Consider the following 16,273-nt stretch of genomic DNA (forward strand, 5'->3'; position numbering starts at 1 on the left):
AGTTAAGCTGACTCATCACTTGATTGCTATGTTATTTTGAAAACGCTATCGATTTTTGCCGTTTAATACGGTAATAAAACGAATTTATCTTCTTTCTTGTTATTGTATTCTAGATATATAGAAAACAGTAAATCATTAAGAAAGAGGATGGTGTCAATTATGAAGTTAGTAGCTGTTACTTCTTGTCCTGTTGGAATCGCTCATACGTATATGGCTGCAGAGAAGTTACAAAAGACAGCCGAGGAGTTTGGCTTTGAGATAAAAGTAGAAACTCAAGGGTCTGTGGGGATCGAAAATGGATTAACAGAAGAAGATATTCAAAAAGCTGATGGTGTCATTATCGCTGCCGACAAAGGGATCGATATGAGCCGATTTGCAGGAAAGAAATTAATTGAAACGACGACAAAGGAAGCACTTAAAAATTCGAAATCGTTAATTGAACAGTTTAAGACTGGAAATGTTGAAGTTTATGGAACATCAAATGATGCTGTAAAAGTAGAAAAAAAAGAACGTAAATCAGCTCAAAATCCGATTTATAAACATTTAATGAATGGTGTCTCTTATATGATTCCATTTGTTGTCCTTGGTGGTTTATTAATCGCCATTGCATTAGCTTTTGGCGGAGATCCAACTGGAGATGGGTTAGCGGTTGTTGAAGGGTCTATTTGGGAAAAGATTCTTGATGTAGGTAGCGCTGGATTCTTATTTATGGTGCCAATTTTAGCTGGATTTATTGCTTATAGTATTGCAGATCGTCCTGGTCTTGCTCCTGGTATGATCGGTGGTTACATTGCAGCAAATGGAAGCTTTTATAATAGTGAAGCAGGTGCAGGGTTTCTTGGTGGAATTGTTGCTGGATTTTTAGCAGGTTATGTTGTTCTTTGGATTAAAAAATGGAAAGTACCAACTATGATTCAACCGATCATGCCGGTTCTCATTATACCAATTGTTTCAACTCTTATTGTCGCTTCTTTATTCATTTGGGTCATTGGTGCACCGTTTGCATCGATCATGACAGGTTTAACTTCTTTCTTAGATAGTATGTCTGGTTCTAGTACGGTGTTATTAGCATTAATTCTAGGCGCAATGATTTCATTTGATATGGGTGGCCCTGTAAATAAAGTAGCGTTTCTGTTTGGTAGTAGTATGATTCAAGCAGGGAACACTGAAATTATGGGTGCGATTGCGGTTGCTATCTGTATTCCTCCGATTGGAATGGGTCTTGCAACGATGATCAATAAAAAGAAATACGAAAAAGAAGAGATTGATGCAGGGAAAGCAGCTTTCACAATGGGGTTTGTAGGAATTACTGAGGGAGCTATTCCATTTGCCGCTAAAGATCCCCTACGTGTTATTCCAAGTATTATGGCTGGTTCAATGGTAGGTGCAGTGATTGCTATGCTAGGTCATGTAGGTAACAGTGTACCGCATGGAGGACCAGTAGTAGCCGCATTAGGTGCGGTGAGCAATTGGGGATGGTTCTTGATTGCCATTGCAGTTGGTGTTCTTGTAACCGCAATAATGGTTAACTTACTAAAGAAAAACGTTGAGGTGTAGAAAATGAAATTGATTGATTTAGTAACGGAAGACTTAATTTTACTAGAAACAACGGGAGATACAAAGGAACAAATCGTCAGTGAAATGGTTGAGTTAATCGATAACAACAATGGTTTACTAGATAAAAATTTATATGAAAAAGCTGTCTTTGATAGAGAAGCGATTAGCACGACAGGAATCGGCTTCGGGGTTGCTGTTCCTCATGGAAAATCAGAAGGTGTGACAAAAGCAACGGTAGCTTTTGCAAAACATCGTGCTGGAGTTGATTGGCAGAGTTTAGACGATGAACCTGTTCATTTAATCTTTTTAATAGCGGTTCCAACATCAAGTGCGGGAGACGATCATTTGAAAATTTTACAACTTCTTTCTAGAAAGTTAATCCATGACGAGTTCCGAGAGGGATTATTGGAAGCTACTACGAAAGAACAAGTACTAGAAATATTAAAAACAGTCGAATAATATAGTTGAAGGGTGATAGGCGCTTGTCAAATGACAGGCGCTTATCACCCTCTTTTTATGGATGAGATACAATCAATTGAATATTACCAGTGATTTCGAGTTCTCCTAAATCATTAGGTAAAATGAAATGATCTCCTTTGTGTAGATCGAATGTCCCTTGTTGTGTGGTAATCGTTCCTTCACCTTCAATCACGCTTACTAGCATGTATGGTTGATCTTGTTGGAACACCGCATTACCATTGATATCCCACTTATAAACGGAGAAGTAGGTTGCTTCTACATATGTGGTAACGGTGCCACCATTGATATCTTCCTTTGTTGGTAAAGTTGGCGAATCTTGATGTGGGATGGTCGTTACATCAATTGATTTTTCTAAGTGAAGCTCGCGTTTTTGACCATCATTGCCAACTCGATCATAATCATACACGCGATAGGTCGTATCTGAACTTTGTTGTGTTTCTAAGATAAGCACACCCGAGCAAAGGGCATGGATCGTGCCACTTGGGACGTAAAAGAAGTCACCAGGCTTTACTTTCACTCTTTTTAAGAGCGTATTCCACTCATGATTGTTTATCGCAGAAATGAATTCTTCTTTTGTTTGGGCATTATGACCAAAGATGATTTCAGCCCCTTCTGCGCAATCAATCACGTACCAACATTCGGTTTTTCCAAGTTCTCCATTCTCGTGTTCTTTCGCATAAGTATCATCTGGATGAACTTGTACGGATAAATCATTACTAGCATCTAAAATTTTTGTTAATAACGGAAAAACTTCCCCGGATGAATGTCCAAATAATTCTTTGTGATTCTTCCATAACTCTGCAAGTGTTTTTCCTTTATATTCGCCTTCTATTACAGTACTAGGACCGTTCGGATGAGCGGAAATGGCCCAGCATTCCCCTGTGTGATCAGAAGGAATCTCATAACCAAAGCGGTCTCTTAATTGTGTACCTCCCCAAATGCGTTCTTGGAAAATAGGTTGTAAAAATATAGGTGCTCTATTCAACATTATCACTCCTAAATAAGAAAAGTTCCTCCTTTATTATTTTGGAAAAATGACATGAAGTCAAATGTAAAACCGTAATGGATCAGATAAAACCCTAATGATGGACGATAAACTGAATCTATTAGTTAAAGAGGCTACCCTTTGGTTCTTCCACCCTTACATGATATGGATGTTTATATGACGGTTGACCCGGATACTTATAGGTTATTTCGAAAAGGAGAGATGAAAGTTAAAACAGTATATAAAATTATAGGAGGATTCGTTGTTTTTGTCGGTTTTGGATTTGGAACGTTTGTTTACTTAGATCATCATTTCAATAAAGAATCAGTACCGAGTGCAGAAGATATTGCGAGTAATAACAACCGTTCTAACACTGCAACGTATATGTCTCATGAGGATGAATGATTATCGTTCTAAACGTTCAAGGAGGATATTAACCCTATGTTAATCGATGATAAAGACATTACCGATGAACAGGTTTTAAAAGCTATTCATGGAATGTCCCATCAAAAGGTTCGATCAGAAGAAAATTTGATAGCATATTATTAACATAGGATCGTGTAAATTTTCTACACATTGAATTCTATACGAGTTTCTGTACGATTCACCCCCTTTTTATCCCCCTTTTTTTTAAAATAATATCGATAGTATAGAAAACCTTCTATCCAATAGAGACAGTACCAGTAAGGTAAGTTTTTCCTAATTTCGCAGTATCCTATATATAGTTGTTATAGGCTATAATGAATAATTTCTGAATTACTAATAAGAAAGCTTGGACACCAAAAACACCTACATTAAATAAAACAAAATCTTTTAACTTCAACTTCATAATCACCGAAAATAGAATAGCAAAAACTAACGGTGTAATATATTTCAGATTTTGAAGTGTATATATAAGCGTTTCATCAAATAAGAGAAGTAGGTATAAGGCTAAAAACAGGATTTGATTAACAATAAAAATACTGTTAAGAACTTTCTCTTGATTTTGTTCATAGTCAAGATCAAAAGAAGTTAAATGTCTAAGTATAAAATTAAATAAAATATTAACAAACATAATCAAAATCAGCATGGAAAAAAAGAACGCGAAAACTGTGATGATTAAGTTTTGAAATGTAGCTTCTAGATCAAATAAGTCTTTAACTTCTACCAAGATTAAGATGTTAATGGCTAGTAATGACAAAAGATTTATTAAAGTGATCTTTTTCATAGTGAGATTCTCTCGAATCTCACATTAAGATTCTCTTCTAATATGTACTCTTTATGATTAATCAACATAACAAGAGAATCGGATTTTAAAATTTTCTCTCTTAAAATAGAACAAGTATCCATATCTAAATGCTCAAATGGCTCATCCATAAACAAACAGTCCCAATCGTAATCTGTAAACAATGGGGAGATGATGATTTTTTGAATGGTTCCTTTTGATAGATTTTTACAAAGCGTATTTTTATGATCCTGCAAAGATAAAGTAGATAAAATCTTATCAATATTGATTTTATCATCTGGTATTTTAATCATTTTTTTTAGATAAAACTCTATAAAATCCCCGAGATTTAAGTATGGTTCGTAAAACGGCGTTGACGGAATAAAAAGGGTTTTTCTTTTATCATATTCTAATGTGACTTTGCCATTTTTGGTTTTCAAAATTCCCAAAAGAATTTTCAGTAATGTAGTTTTCCCTGTCCCGTTTTTCCCCTGCAACAAATACTTCTTCTTATGTGTTAAGGATAAACTGAAGTTCTTAAAAACATAACTTCCTTCTTTGTAAAAGAAATCAACGTTGCTTAGTTCAATCAAAGAAATAATCCCCTTTCAGCAGTTTCAATAATTGCAGACACCAATAATAAAATTAATGATAGGATAATCAAAACAAATATATGTTTGTGTTTGTCTTTATTTTCATTATTTTTATTTTTAATAATAAATGTGCGGAATAGCAACCAAGATAAATAAACCCATATTGTCATAGCATAAAATTCCACAAAAAAATGTGGTAAAAAGAGCTGAATAAGGTCTACTGCTTCGTTGTTTGTCAGAAAAACCTTTACGGAGAAAGTAGTGATATATATGTCAAGTAAAAATTTCCCTGCTCCCAATATAGGTATAACATACGGAATAACCGCAATAAAGTTATTAATAAATATTCCACTTGCGTCATGCAATAAACTTCCATGTTCATTAAATTCTTCCAAGGAGGAATTTTCCGGTATTGTTTTATCACTTATTAAAAAGATAAAACATAAAAATATCAGGATGTTAATTAAAAATAATATATTGATATGTTTTAGTAATGTTTTAATAATAATCACCTAACAAGAAAGACATTTATTACAACAAAGATAAAGAATATTTCGATTACCACAAAATAAAGAAAAAAGTTTTTTTGACTTATATAAGCTTCATACATTACTGTTTTGTAATTTAGGTAAAGTAAAACAATATAACCTACCACTAAATTTATCATGTAATAAAAAATAGCGATTGTCTCAAATTGCACTTTAAACAAAAAGAGAATGACTAAAATAGCTATACCTAAATATAATGGGTATGTTCGCTTAAATAAGACAGATTTATTCCAGGTGATAAAAAAAGGTGTTTTCAAATACTTATACATGAAGAAAAGTTGTTTATAATCAGAATCAAGGATGATTAACTCTGAGTATATAAAGAGATTTGCTATTAAATATAATAATGGTAAGTTAACTACCACATAATTAGGTACTGCACCTAACTGTAACCAATTTTCAGACACGGAAAACAACAGTATTCCAAATACTAATAAGGTTATAAGATACTTAACTACCCCAGAAATTTTCAGTTGTCCTTTAGTTACATAGTGGATATAAAAAACATTGATAGATAAACCTACTACAAACAATAGGATGGGAGCTAATAAGCTTTCAATGGTCAATAGTTTAATAATTGTGCTATGGATAATTATCACTTCAAACAAAAGAATACTAATCAAAATATAATATTTTTCTTTGATGTAAAAAAACAAAAAGGAATTTTTACTTCCGTAAAATGCATAAAAATCGTTTTTAAATATATGGATAATATTTTTATTACCACTAATCAGTGTTATTAAGAGAATGATATTTACTGGATTAATAGAAATGGAAAACACGTTTATATTTAACAAGTGAACTAAAGTTAAAATCTGTATCGGATAGAAAAAATAAAATAATAGTAAAAGTACTATAAAAAGGACAGACAGGTATTTTATAAACAATAAATTTGTCTTAGAATCGATATCTAGACTTTTTAGTGAGTTTTTAAATTCCGCTGATTTGATATTTGTAATTGTTTTTATCATTTGTTTACCTCTACTAATCTCAATACTGTATGACTAAATAGAGGGGATCTCTAAAAAGAAATCACCCCTATTTAAAATTATGAGTATTTTACATATGAATGATTACCAAGTTGTCGCGTAACCTGTACCGAATTTTGCAATGACTTGTTTAGCAGTAATTACTAGTGCCGTAGAAACAACGCCATAGCCTACGATGACACCTAATAAACTAACAATAGTAGCAATCGTACTATAAGTATCAATAGTAGTAATGATTACACCTGCTACAGCAGTAGAAATACCAAGGTTAGCCGCTAATAAAGGAAAAGATACGACTAATAAAGCCAAAGCCATTGATACACCTAAAACGTAAACCATTTGCTTTTTGTTTGAAGTAAGAGACATTAGATTTCCCCCCTTTCATATATTAGGATACTCATAACTATGTAAGATAATGGGTATCCTGTCAATACTATATATGGAATTTTTGGATTTATTTGTTTTTTGAAATTCAAGTGAACCTGTTATCTTGGATTGAATAGAGATCAACCCACTATGATTTACAAGACTATTAGGAGGAATGAACCTATGGTAAAAGAAGATGAAACGCTAGAGCAACTATGTGATCGAATAACCGAAGATAACCGACACGAATTTATTGAATGTGGCGAAGTTGGTAAGGAACGTGATCCATCTACCGATCAAAAGGATAACAGGGACAAACCTTTAGAAAAAGACTTATTCAGAAAAATCGAACCAAACGAACACCATGAGGACAAATACTATTAGTATATTTATCATTTAAAACTACACACAAGCGAACCAGTGCGTTATTTTGGCTATCTACAATAAGTGCAGTTATATTCGAATGAACTGTGTGTGAAAGCTATGTGAATAGCAAGTGAACCGTGTATGTGTAAACCACGTGTGAAAGTCTGTTCACCCAAGTGAAGCTCATTCAATGTTGTGATGGTGTGAAACAACTACCGCCCTTCGGTTGCTTAGGTCTTCCATGAATTCGCAAGAAAACCACTTACGATATCATTTCAGCCCCTGCGCCCTCAAACAACAATAAATTATGTGGAGATATCCTGTTCTACCGAAACGTTTCGAGCTTTATCTCTTTAAATAACCGAATAATCTAAATAAATTGACAATATATTTTCTCTTTGATAAATTAGCCCTTAGTACGTAAAAGCATCGAAGAGAGTAAGGTTATGCCATTTTTTAAATCAGAGGGGGAGTTTATGGGACTAGAAAACAGAATATTAAAACCGGAAGAGCAACCACCTTCAAAAACGACGAAAGATGTAATGAAATTTTTGATTCCATCCTTAGCAGGTCTCTTGTTATTCCTAATCCCGGTTCCGTTTCAAGGAAAGTGGACAATTGGTATTGGCATACTTGCTGAGAGTGTTCAAAACGTTTTTAATCCTTCTCTACCTTATTTAATGACTGGAGTTTTGTTTCTATCGGTTTTGCTAACCTTTGTGGCAAGATTCACTAAATCTGAAAGAATCCATCAATCCCCTTTTCTATCAAGCTTATTTAATGTTCATTGGTTTTGGTTGTCAATGAGAGTGGTTGGATTGATTTTTGCCTTATGTACGTTATTTAAAATTGGACCAGAAGTTATTTGGTCTGATGTAACAGGTGGAACGGTACTTTATTCTTTAGTACCTGTGTTAACAACGTGGTTTTTATTTTCAGCTTTACTCATGCCTCTCCTCCTTGAGTTTGGATTGATGGAACTCATTGGTACAGCCGTTCGTTCAGTCATGAAACCGGTTTTCAAGCTACCTGGACGTTCCTCTATTGATGCGCTTGCCTCTTGGATGGGAAGTGGAACGGTTGGGGTTTTAATCACTACGAAGCAATTTGAAGAAGGGTATTATACAAAACGAGAAGCTGCGGTCATCGCTACCAATTTTTCCGTTGCTTCAATCGCTTTTAGTTTAGTCGTGATTAGTTTCATTGATTTAGGTCATCTCTTTGTCCAGTTTTATGTAACCGTTGTCATCGCTGGTCTGGTAGCTGCATTTATTTGTCCACGAATTCCACCGCTGTCAAGAAAAGAGGACATTTACTATGAACCTGTTGGACAAAAGATTTCAGAAGATGTTCCAGAAGGAGTTGGGCGTACTAAGTGGGCATTTGACAATGCAGTCAATAAGGCATCTGAAGTAAAAAGTGCGAAGGCGGTTGTGAAGAAAGGGATGGAAAGTGTACTAGATATTTGGTTGGGGCTTATTCCTTTAGTTATGGCTCTTGGGACAATGGCTCTTATGTTAGCTGAATATACAAGCTTGTTTAATATTTTGTCCTATCCACTTGTGCCGGTATTAGAGTTGTTGCAAATACCAGAAGCAACGGAAGCTGCTCCAGCAATGCTTGTTGGATTTGCGGATATGTTTTTACCTGCAGTTGTTGGGTCTGGAATTGAAAGTGAGCTCACTCGTTTCGTTATCGCAAGCGTATCGCTAACACAGCTCATCTATATGTCTGAGATTGGTATCTTACTTTTAAAATCTAAAATCCCCTTGAACTTGCTCGATTTAGCGCTAATTTTCCTTCAAAGAACCATTATTACATTGCCAATTATCGCGCTAATGGCACATGTGTTTTTCTTCTAAATAGAAAGGTGTGATGGGATATGTCAAATATGTCAGTTAAACCAAGAGACCTCAATCAACAATGGGACGGTCTACTAAGCAAGTTATCGAAGAGATTAGCCCCTGGTATGGCGAAGGATCACCCAAATCTCCCAGTCGTGAAGGAAGAAGGAAGTTACTATTTTGGTTTAGATGGAAAAAAATATTTGGATTTTTCTTCAGGAATTGCAGTAACGAATGTCGGACACAGACACCCCAAAGTTGTTCAAGCAATTAAAGATGGAGCAGATAAACTTTTGCATGGTCCATCCGGGGTTATTATGTACCGCTCGATTCTACAGTTAGCAGATGAACTTGCGGAAATTATGCCGGGTGACATTGATTGCTTCTTCTTCGGAAATAGTGGGACCGAAGCGATTGAAGGAGCGATAAAATTAGCAAAGCATGTGACCGAACGACCTTATATCATCTCGTTTGTAGGGTGTTTTCATGGCAGAACACAAGGTTCTTTAAGTGTGAGTACCTCTAAAAGTAAATACCGTAAGCATTTGCAGCCGAATGGACTAACGTATCAAATTCCTTATTTTGATCCGTCACTTTCAATGTCTGAGGAAGAGGCCATTCAAAAGCTTGAAAAAGACTTCGAACAACTTTTCCAACATCAGGTCACTGCAGATGAAGTGGCAGCGGTCATTTTAGAACCTGTTCTTGGAGAAGGAGGTTATATCGTTCCACCTAAGAGTTGGATGAAGAAAATTCGAGAGATTTGTACACAACATAATATCCTTCTTATTTTTGATGAGGTACAGACAGGATTTGGACGAACGGGTGAGTGGTTTGCAGCAAATACATTTGATGTGAATCCAGACATCATCGCAGTTGCGAAAGGAATTGCTTCAGGACTTCCTTTAGGTGTGACAGGAGCCTCTTATGAACTCATGCAAAAGTGGCCATTAGGTAGTCATGCAACAACATTTGGTGGAAATCCTCTATCATGTGAAGCCGCATTGGCGAGCCTATCTGTCATTCGAGAGGAGCAATTACTCGAACATACAAAGGAAATGGGGGCCTATGCAAAATCGTTGCTCCTCCATCTGCAAGAAAAACACGATCTCATTAAAGAAGTCCGCCAAGTGGGACTAATGATTGGGATTGAAATTGCAGAGCCTTCTGCAGTCATCGAGCTTCTAAATTTATCTTTAGAAGAAGGCGTTCTGTTCTATTTATGCGGGAACAAAGGAGAGGTTATCCGAATGATTCCTCCTTTAACGGTGTCACAAGAGGAAATTAAAGAAGGAATTGAAAAATTAGATCTCGCATTAACAAAGTATAAACAGCTGTAAACAAAAGCTGACTAGATGAAAACTTACATAGGAGGGGATTTACATGTATCAACCAAAAGATTCATCCCAATCACCTAGATTTACGGGTGTACGTACATTTATGAGACTAGAAAACATTCAAACGACTGAAAATGTCGATTTTGTCGTTGTAGGTGTTCCATTTGACACAGCTGCATCAAATCGAGTAGGTACTCGATATGGTCCGCAACACATTCGAAATGCTTCCGTGCTATTACGTCCGTACAACCCTGATCAGGATATCAATATTTTTGATTATTGTTCAGGTGTTGATTACGGTGATATCGATGTGATTCCAGGAAATGTTTTGCGGACGTATGACCAAATGCAACAAGGGTTAAAACCAATTTTGGATGAGGACATTACCCCAATTATCTTAGGTGGAGATCATTCAATATCACTTGGAAACCTCCGAGCTTTTCATGATAAATTTGGTCCGATTGCGCTTGTTCATTTTGACTCACACGGGGACACGTGGGATCAATATTATGGCGAAAAATATATGCACGGTACACCGTTTAGACGAGCGGTTGAGGAAGGACTTTTAGATGTAGATCATTCCATACAAGTGGGCATGCGAGGTCCTTTATACGGACCTGGAGATATTCAAGATGCCAAGGATTTAGGGTTTGAAGTGATTACGATGAGTGAAACGAGAAAGCTTGGACAGCAAGAAGTCATTCGGCGAATTCATGAGAGGGTTGGAAAAGATCGTCCTGTGTTTGTCACATTTGATATCGATTTTGTCGACCCAGCGTATGCACCAGGTACGGGGACACCAGAAGTCGCAGGACCAACCAGTCATGAAGCGCTGGAATACGTACGTTCTTTAGATGGGTTAAATCTTGTTGGTTTCGACCTAGTAGAGGTTCTCCCTGCGTTTGATTCTGGTGAAATCACAGCGGGTCTCGCCTCTGCGGTTGCCTTTGAGATGATTAGTTTAGTAGCATTGAAAAAAAGAAGATTACTAGAAGGAGGTTCGGGTACACCTTCTAAAACTTTACTACAAGGGGCGGACAATCTATGACAAAGAATGATGTAGCGATTCAACAACAAGTGGCAGGGCTAAAGGCAACAAAAAGTAAACCAATTTATATCAATGGAGAGTGGCTTCGGTTAGATCAACAGATTGACGTAGTGAACCCATCGAATAAGAATGTCATTGCTTCTGTATCCTTTGGGGGAAAAGAAGAAGCGAACCATGCCGTGGAAGCGGCTTATGCAGCATTCCCTGAATGGTCTCAGCTGGTCGCTGGAGAACGATCTAAAGTCCTAAAGAAATGGTACGAATTAATTGATCAACATAAAGAAGAACTAGCAGAAATAATGACACGCGAACAAGGAAAGCCATTCAAAGAAGCATTAGGTGAAGTACTATATGCGAATAGTTTTGTTGAATGGTATGCAGAGGAAGCGAAACGAGTATACGGAGAAACCATCCCTAGTTCGCATACCAATAAGCGATTATTTGTAATCAAGCAACCAGTTGGAGTCATGGCGGCCATTACGCCTTGGAATTTCCCTGCTGCGATGATTACAAGAAAAGTTGCCCCAGCATTAGCAGCGGGTTGTACTGCAATCGTAAAGCCAGCAGAACAAACGCCATTAACTGCTCTACGATTGGCAGAACTTGCCCATGAAGCAGGAATACCAAAGGGTGTGTTTAACGTCATCGTCGGTGATCCGAAGGAAATTGGTGAGGTTTTTCTTCAAGATGATCGAGTGCGTAAACTGTCATTTACAGGTTCAACAGAGGTTGGAAAATTATTGATGAGAGGTGCAGCAGAAACGGTAAAAAAAATCTCCCTCGAGCTAGGAGGTCACGCTCCACTTATCGTTCTAGAAGATGCAGATCTTTCAAAAGCGGTTGAGGGACTAATTGGATCGAAGTTTCGTAACGCCGGACAGACATGTGTGTGTACGAACCGCGTCTATGTTCACCAGTCAATCTATGAGCCTTTCATGGACAAACTGACAGAAGCGTTTAAAAAGTTAACCATTGGTGACGGGTTTGAAGAGAATACAACGATCGGTCCTTTAATCGATAAAGATGCCGCTCAAAAAGTCGAAGAGCATGTTCAAGATGCTAAAGACAAAGGAGGAGACATTGTCGCAATTGGACAAAAGATCGACCATCTAAATGGCTATTTTTCTGAGCCAGTTCTAATTGGAAATGCAACAGATGATATGCTTTGCATGCGTGAAGAAACGTTCGGACCAGTTGCCCCTGTATCCACTTTTGACACAATTGGAGAAGTAATCGAACGTGCAAATAATACGCCATATGGACTTGCAGCATATGTATTCACAGAGAATATTTCTACGGCTATCAGCATTTCTGAACAATTAGAATATGGAATTATTGGACTAAATGACGGACTCCCATCAGTAGCACAAGCTCCATTTGGAGGATTCAAAGAAAGTGGACTCGGACGTGAGGGAGGGCATTATGGAATAGAGGAGTACCTGGAAGTGAAGTATGTATCTCTTGGGCTATAAGGTGGAGATTAGAATAGCATAGGCGAAAAGAGCGTGCTAATATGTAGGATTCATTGCATCCGAATTTAGTCTTGTGGAGTATTAAACCAAACGAAAGTAGCTTCAACAAAACCGGACACGTAGAATCAGGAGGAAAACAATCTTATTCTTTTTCACCTTATTGCACAGGTTTATGAAGTTTTGTCTACGTCTAAAAAATGTTTATAAAGCGAGTAAGAAATGATTCCAGGTTCGAGGGATGTTTATTTAAACAAGGCTAGTCGCTTTCTTCAGACGCAAAACAGTAAAGGGTATTGATAACTGAATCGAAGCGGGACCAGTCGAAGTTGTCATCCATGTATACTTTGTATAATCGTTATTTGACTATTTTAGAGGGGGGGTCGGTTATTAGTGGCTAAATATTTGGCGTAGTGAATGGTATTTCTCGCTACGTCTAATTCACCATTAAAAATCATCGGGACTCCAGGCCGCCAATTTACTTCAAATACCCACAATTTTTGGTTGTCATCGATGCCAACGTCGATTCCTAGTTCATCGAATGAGGTACCGTCGTATAAAGTATCAAAATGCTTAGAAAAGCTTAATGAGAAGTGCTCAAGTGTTTTTTTGACATTGAACCAGTCATCATTAAACTCTTCTTGTAAAAGGCGATCAAGATATGCAGTATAACCGCCGTTGCCTAAATTTGATGTAATGCTTCCTAAAGGTCCTATACGAGGGTAAATGGATGTTATGACCCATTTGCCTTCTCCATTTTTTTGAACATGCAACCGGAAGTCGTATACATGGCCAGATTTTATTTGGCATGAAATAAACTTTTGAACCAAATATTCTTCTTTCTGCATTTTAAGCAATGTCAAGGCCAGCAATTCTCGTTTCGTATAAATTGAAATATTTCCTGCCTCATTAATTTTGAATGTTTCATCATCCCCTTTTTCAATGAAAAGGATGCCGCTGCCTTGGTGCCCTGAAAGAGGTTTCATGATGATTTTTGGATATAGATTAATCATGTCCAGTAACATTTTTACATTCGTTAATTCGAGTGTTGGGATTAAAAATTCTTTAAATTCCTTACCTTTCATAATTCTTTCATAGACACTCACCTTATCTCCGATTGAATGACTGGTAAAGGGAATCCTATCATATAAATAATCTACGATTCGCTCTGCTTTCTCAGTCAGAGGATAGCTTGCATTATAAATGACATCTGGAAATGGATATTCCTTGTCGATCCACACACCATTTTCATAATATTTCCCGAGGATTGTCTCGTTTTCAATATCAACTTTACCTGGTGTAAAGTAAAAAAACTCCACACCTTCTGCTTTAGCCACACCTGAATAGGCATACGCCTTCTTTACTTTATTAGGGTCTGCCCGATGATGCAGCATACCAATTAAGGTCATGTTTTTCCAACTTCCCTTCTAAAAAATGCCCTTCTAAGAAAATGATTAGAAAAGCACTCTGTCCAAACATGAAGTCTTTTTAATTAGAATCACTGAACAGCTTTATCTATTTGTCTGGAATGTCTCATCGTGTTTGGATACGTGATTGTGAAAAAACTATCCATATTATGTTGCTATTAAAATAAACCGTGTCGGAGTTAACATTTTTGTTCAACAATGAGGACTCGGCGATTTACTAATTTAGGACTGATACATTGAACAGCACAAAAATTATTTATCGGTAAAGTTACTTTGAGGTTCGTTTTTTCTAACCGATGTGGAATACATATGGTATCTATATAATTTCCTTCTTCATCGGCTGGACGTAATAAAGACAAGCAGACATCCGATTTGTTTAATTTTTCAATTCGGAAAAAGCAGGTTTTCAATGGGCATTCTGGAGTTGAGGTAATACCATAGGCATAATACCGTTCTAATGTCGAGTAGGAATATAAAACAATTGGAATCGTTTCTGGTAGTACATCTTTAAGGACCGGTAAATTTGCTTTGTTCTGTATTTCATCAATCGATTTCAAAGTAGATCTCACACAACAAACTGATTCATCTTCTTTACGTTCTTCATATTTGTCTTCAATCATCATTTAATCACTCCAAAACTTATATAGGATCAAGATAAAAACGAATCTCTTTGGCGGCGTCCTTAGCAAACCTCATAGCTTCTTCTTTATTGTCAGATGATGCCAACACATACCCATATCGATGACCCATAGATAAAGGTGGCTGTAGGATCTTCCCTTTTTTAGGTTTAATGAAAACTTCTTCTACCCCAGGTAGTCGAGAACAGCGATTTTTTCCTGTCACCTTTAGTAATTTACCTGTAGCATTACTCGTTAAATAATGTGCATAAACAGACCTGTTAAATTTCTTTTCAAGGTTAGGCTTTTGTCTTAAAAATATTTTTATCGTTTCTTCTACTAAGTTAATTCCATAGGCGGTTTCAATGATTTGGTTCATTGCCCCCCCTGATATTCGTGGATTTATTTCAATTAGTCTCCACTCGTCATTAACCAATCTCATTTCTAAGTGGAAAGCGCCATTTTTCATGTTAAACCGTTTTAAAATCAAACGAACTGCATCATAGATTTTATTGTAAAAAACTTTATCTATATATCCGCTCAAACCATAACCGGTAACAATAAATCGTTTGGAAAACGTTATTTCTTGTTCAATCACTGCAACAATTTGAATTCTTCCATTGTAGACACATGCTTCAACCAAATATTGAGGACCCTCTAAATATTCTTCGATCAATACCTCATTGTTCTCTGTGTTTAATAACCTATCTATGGACTGTTCTAGTTGCCATTCATTTTTGGCAAATAAGACATCTTTAGATCCAGTTGAGATAGGTGTTTTCACAATAACAGGAAAGGCTCTTTTTTGTTTATTGAAATCTTCTAAGGAATCACCTTTTACATATCTTGCAAAAGATGGGGATACCGGAAGATCTTTTAAAAGTTCACGTGTTAAAACTTTATCTTCCATTTTTACTAAAGGGTCGGGGGAAATTGCAGTTATGCCTAACTCCTTTGCCAACTTTGCGGCTACGTGGACAAAAGGGTCAATAAAACTTAATATAGCTTCTATTTTTTTCCCTTGTTCTTGTAGTTCTTTCACCTTTGCTTTTAATAAATCATAATCAGTTAATTCCGTGCGAATCATTTGATGGACATCAGGAAAGTCAAGTCTGTTTTCGAAGAAGAGCTCTCTATCGGTAAGTAATACAGTAAAAAAACCGAGCCGTTCAGCGGCTTTTATTGCCTCCCTACTTGATCCAGATTTATTACTACCGATAAAAACAATTGTTTTCATAAAGTAAACTCATCATCCTTCCAAGTAGAAATGGTGGCATCTTTTAGCTATTATCTATATACAGAATATTAAATAGGGACTTGTTTGGTATAGGCCATTCAATAAAATAGGCTTCTCCTAACAATGTTTGTGTAATGCTGTGATAAAAGCATTACATACTGAAAATACTAAGTAACTTATTTACGTTTTTGTCCACGCTTGTCTAA

15 protein-coding genes and 1 pseudogene are annotated in these 16,273 nt (G+C 36.5%); 7 read left to right on the plus strand and 9 right to left on the minus strand.

Going from position 1 to position 16,273, the window contains the following annotated elements; all coding sequences use genetic code 11:
- The first annotated feature begins 159 nt into the window (after positions 1-159).
- A pseudogene (locus tag AB1471_RS08925) lies at positions 160-2,016 on the plus strand (fructose-specific PTS transporter subunit EIIC).
- 55 nt (positions 2,017-2,071) lie between these two features.
- On the opposite strand, the gene manA reads toward AB1471_RS08925, so the two are convergent.
- Positions 2,072-3,022, minus strand: a complete 951-nt coding sequence (gene manA / locus AB1471_RS08930) for a mannose-6-phosphate isomerase, class I (RefSeq protein WP_367779412.1) — start codon at positions 3,020-3,022, stop codon at positions 2,072-2,074.
- Positions 3,023-3,163: 141 nt separating this feature from the next.
- Here manA and AB1471_RS08935 point away from each other — a divergent pair, with 141 nt between their 5' ends.
- A complete protein-coding gene (locus AB1471_RS08935) occupies positions 3,164-3,427 on the plus strand; it encodes a hypothetical protein (protein ID WP_367779413.1) in 264 nt (87 codons plus the stop codon).
- Positions 3,428-3,737: 310 nt separating this feature from the next.
- Here AB1471_RS08935 and AB1471_RS08940 read toward each other — a convergent pair whose 3' ends face one another.
- The 5 genes from AB1471_RS08940 to AB1471_RS08960 all read right to left on the minus strand — a co-directional run bounded on the left by AB1471_RS08940 (position 3,738) and on the right by AB1471_RS08960 (position 6,722).
- Positions 3,738-4,229: a hypothetical protein gene (locus tag AB1471_RS08940; protein ID WP_367779414.1), complete on the minus strand. Its 492-nt coding sequence runs from the start codon at positions 4,227-4,229 to the stop codon at positions 3,738-3,740.
- A complete protein-coding gene (locus AB1471_RS08945) occupies positions 4,226-4,819 on the minus strand; it encodes an ATP-binding cassette domain-containing protein (protein ID WP_367779415.1) in 594 nt (197 codons plus the stop codon). The genes AB1471_RS08940 and AB1471_RS08945 overlap by 4 nt, the downstream gene beginning before the upstream one ends.
- Positions 4,816-5,214 carry a hypothetical protein gene (locus AB1471_RS08950; RefSeq protein WP_367779416.1) on the minus strand — a complete coding sequence of 133 codons (399 nt, stop codon included), beginning with the start codon at positions 5,212-5,214 and terminating at the stop codon, positions 4,816-4,818. Before AB1471_RS08950 ends, AB1471_RS08945 begins: the two co-directional genes overlap by 4 nt.
- Positions 5,215-5,327: 113 nt before the next feature.
- Positions 5,328-6,338, minus strand: a complete 1,011-nt coding sequence (locus AB1471_RS08955) for a hypothetical protein (protein ID WP_367779417.1) — start codon at positions 6,336-6,338, stop codon at positions 5,328-5,330.
- A 102-nt stretch (positions 6,339-6,440) separates the two neighbouring features.
- The gene (locus tag AB1471_RS08960; protein WP_367779418.1) at positions 6,441-6,722 is read right to left on the minus strand and encodes an uberolysin/carnocyclin family circular bacteriocin; all 282 of its coding nucleotides are present in this window, start codon (positions 6,720-6,722) and stop codon (positions 6,441-6,443) included.
- A 183-nt stretch (positions 6,723-6,905) separates the two neighbouring features.
- Between AB1471_RS08960 and AB1471_RS08965 the strand changes: the two genes are divergently transcribed.
- The 5 genes from AB1471_RS08965 to AB1471_RS08985 all read left to right on the plus strand — a co-directional run bounded on the left by AB1471_RS08965 (position 6,906) and on the right by AB1471_RS08985 (position 12,789).
- Complete coding sequence (locus AB1471_RS08965) at positions 6,906-7,106, plus strand: hypothetical protein (RefSeq protein WP_367779419.1); 201 nt, start codon at positions 6,906-6,908, stop codon at positions 7,104-7,106.
- 458 nt (positions 7,107-7,564) lie between these two features.
- Positions 7,565-8,950, plus strand: a complete 1,386-nt coding sequence (locus AB1471_RS08970) for a YjiH family protein (protein WP_367779420.1) — start codon at positions 7,565-7,567, stop codon at positions 8,948-8,950.
- 20 nt (positions 8,951-8,970) lie between these two features.
- Positions 8,971-10,272 (plus strand): aspartate aminotransferase family protein, encoded by a 1,302-nt coding sequence (locus AB1471_RS08975; protein ID WP_367779421.1) that lies wholly within the window; start codon positions 8,971-8,973, stop codon positions 10,270-10,272.
- A 43-nt stretch (positions 10,273-10,315) separates the two neighbouring features.
- Positions 10,316-11,317 (plus strand): agmatinase, encoded by a 1,002-nt coding sequence (speB, locus tag AB1471_RS08980; RefSeq protein WP_367779422.1) that lies wholly within the window; start codon positions 10,316-10,318, stop codon positions 11,315-11,317.
- A 62-nt stretch (positions 11,318-11,379) separates the two neighbouring features.
- A complete protein-coding gene (locus tag AB1471_RS08985) occupies positions 11,380-12,789 on the plus strand; it encodes an NAD-dependent succinate-semialdehyde dehydrogenase (RefSeq protein ID WP_367779518.1) in 1,410 nt (469 codons plus the stop codon).
- 368 nt (positions 12,790-13,157) lie between these two features.
- Here AB1471_RS08985 and AB1471_RS08990 read toward each other — a convergent pair whose 3' ends face one another.
- The 3 genes from AB1471_RS08990 to AB1471_RS09000 all read right to left on the minus strand — a co-directional run bounded on the left by AB1471_RS08990 (position 13,158) and on the right by AB1471_RS09000 (position 16,067).
- Positions 13,158-14,195 carry a YheC/YheD family endospore coat-associated protein gene (locus AB1471_RS08990; RefSeq protein WP_367779423.1) on the minus strand — a complete coding sequence of 346 codons (1,038 nt, stop codon included), beginning with the start codon at positions 14,193-14,195 and terminating at the stop codon, positions 13,158-13,160.
- Positions 14,196-14,392: 197 nt separating this feature from the next.
- Complete coding sequence (locus tag AB1471_RS08995) at positions 14,393-14,836, minus strand: CotY/CotZ family spore coat protein (protein WP_367779424.1); 444 nt, start codon at positions 14,834-14,836, stop codon at positions 14,393-14,395.
- Positions 14,837-14,852: 16 nt separating this feature from the next.
- Entirely contained in the window at positions 14,853-16,067 is a 1,215-nt protein-coding gene (locus AB1471_RS09000; protein WP_367779425.1) for an ATP-grasp domain-containing protein, read from the minus strand.
- Positions 16,068-16,273: the final 206 nt, after the last annotated feature.

Source organism: Jeotgalibacillus marinus, assembly GCF_040801915.1.
GTDB classification, from domain to species: domain Bacteria; phylum Bacillota; class Bacilli; order Bacillales; family Jeotgalibacillaceae; genus Jeotgalibacillus; species Jeotgalibacillus marinus.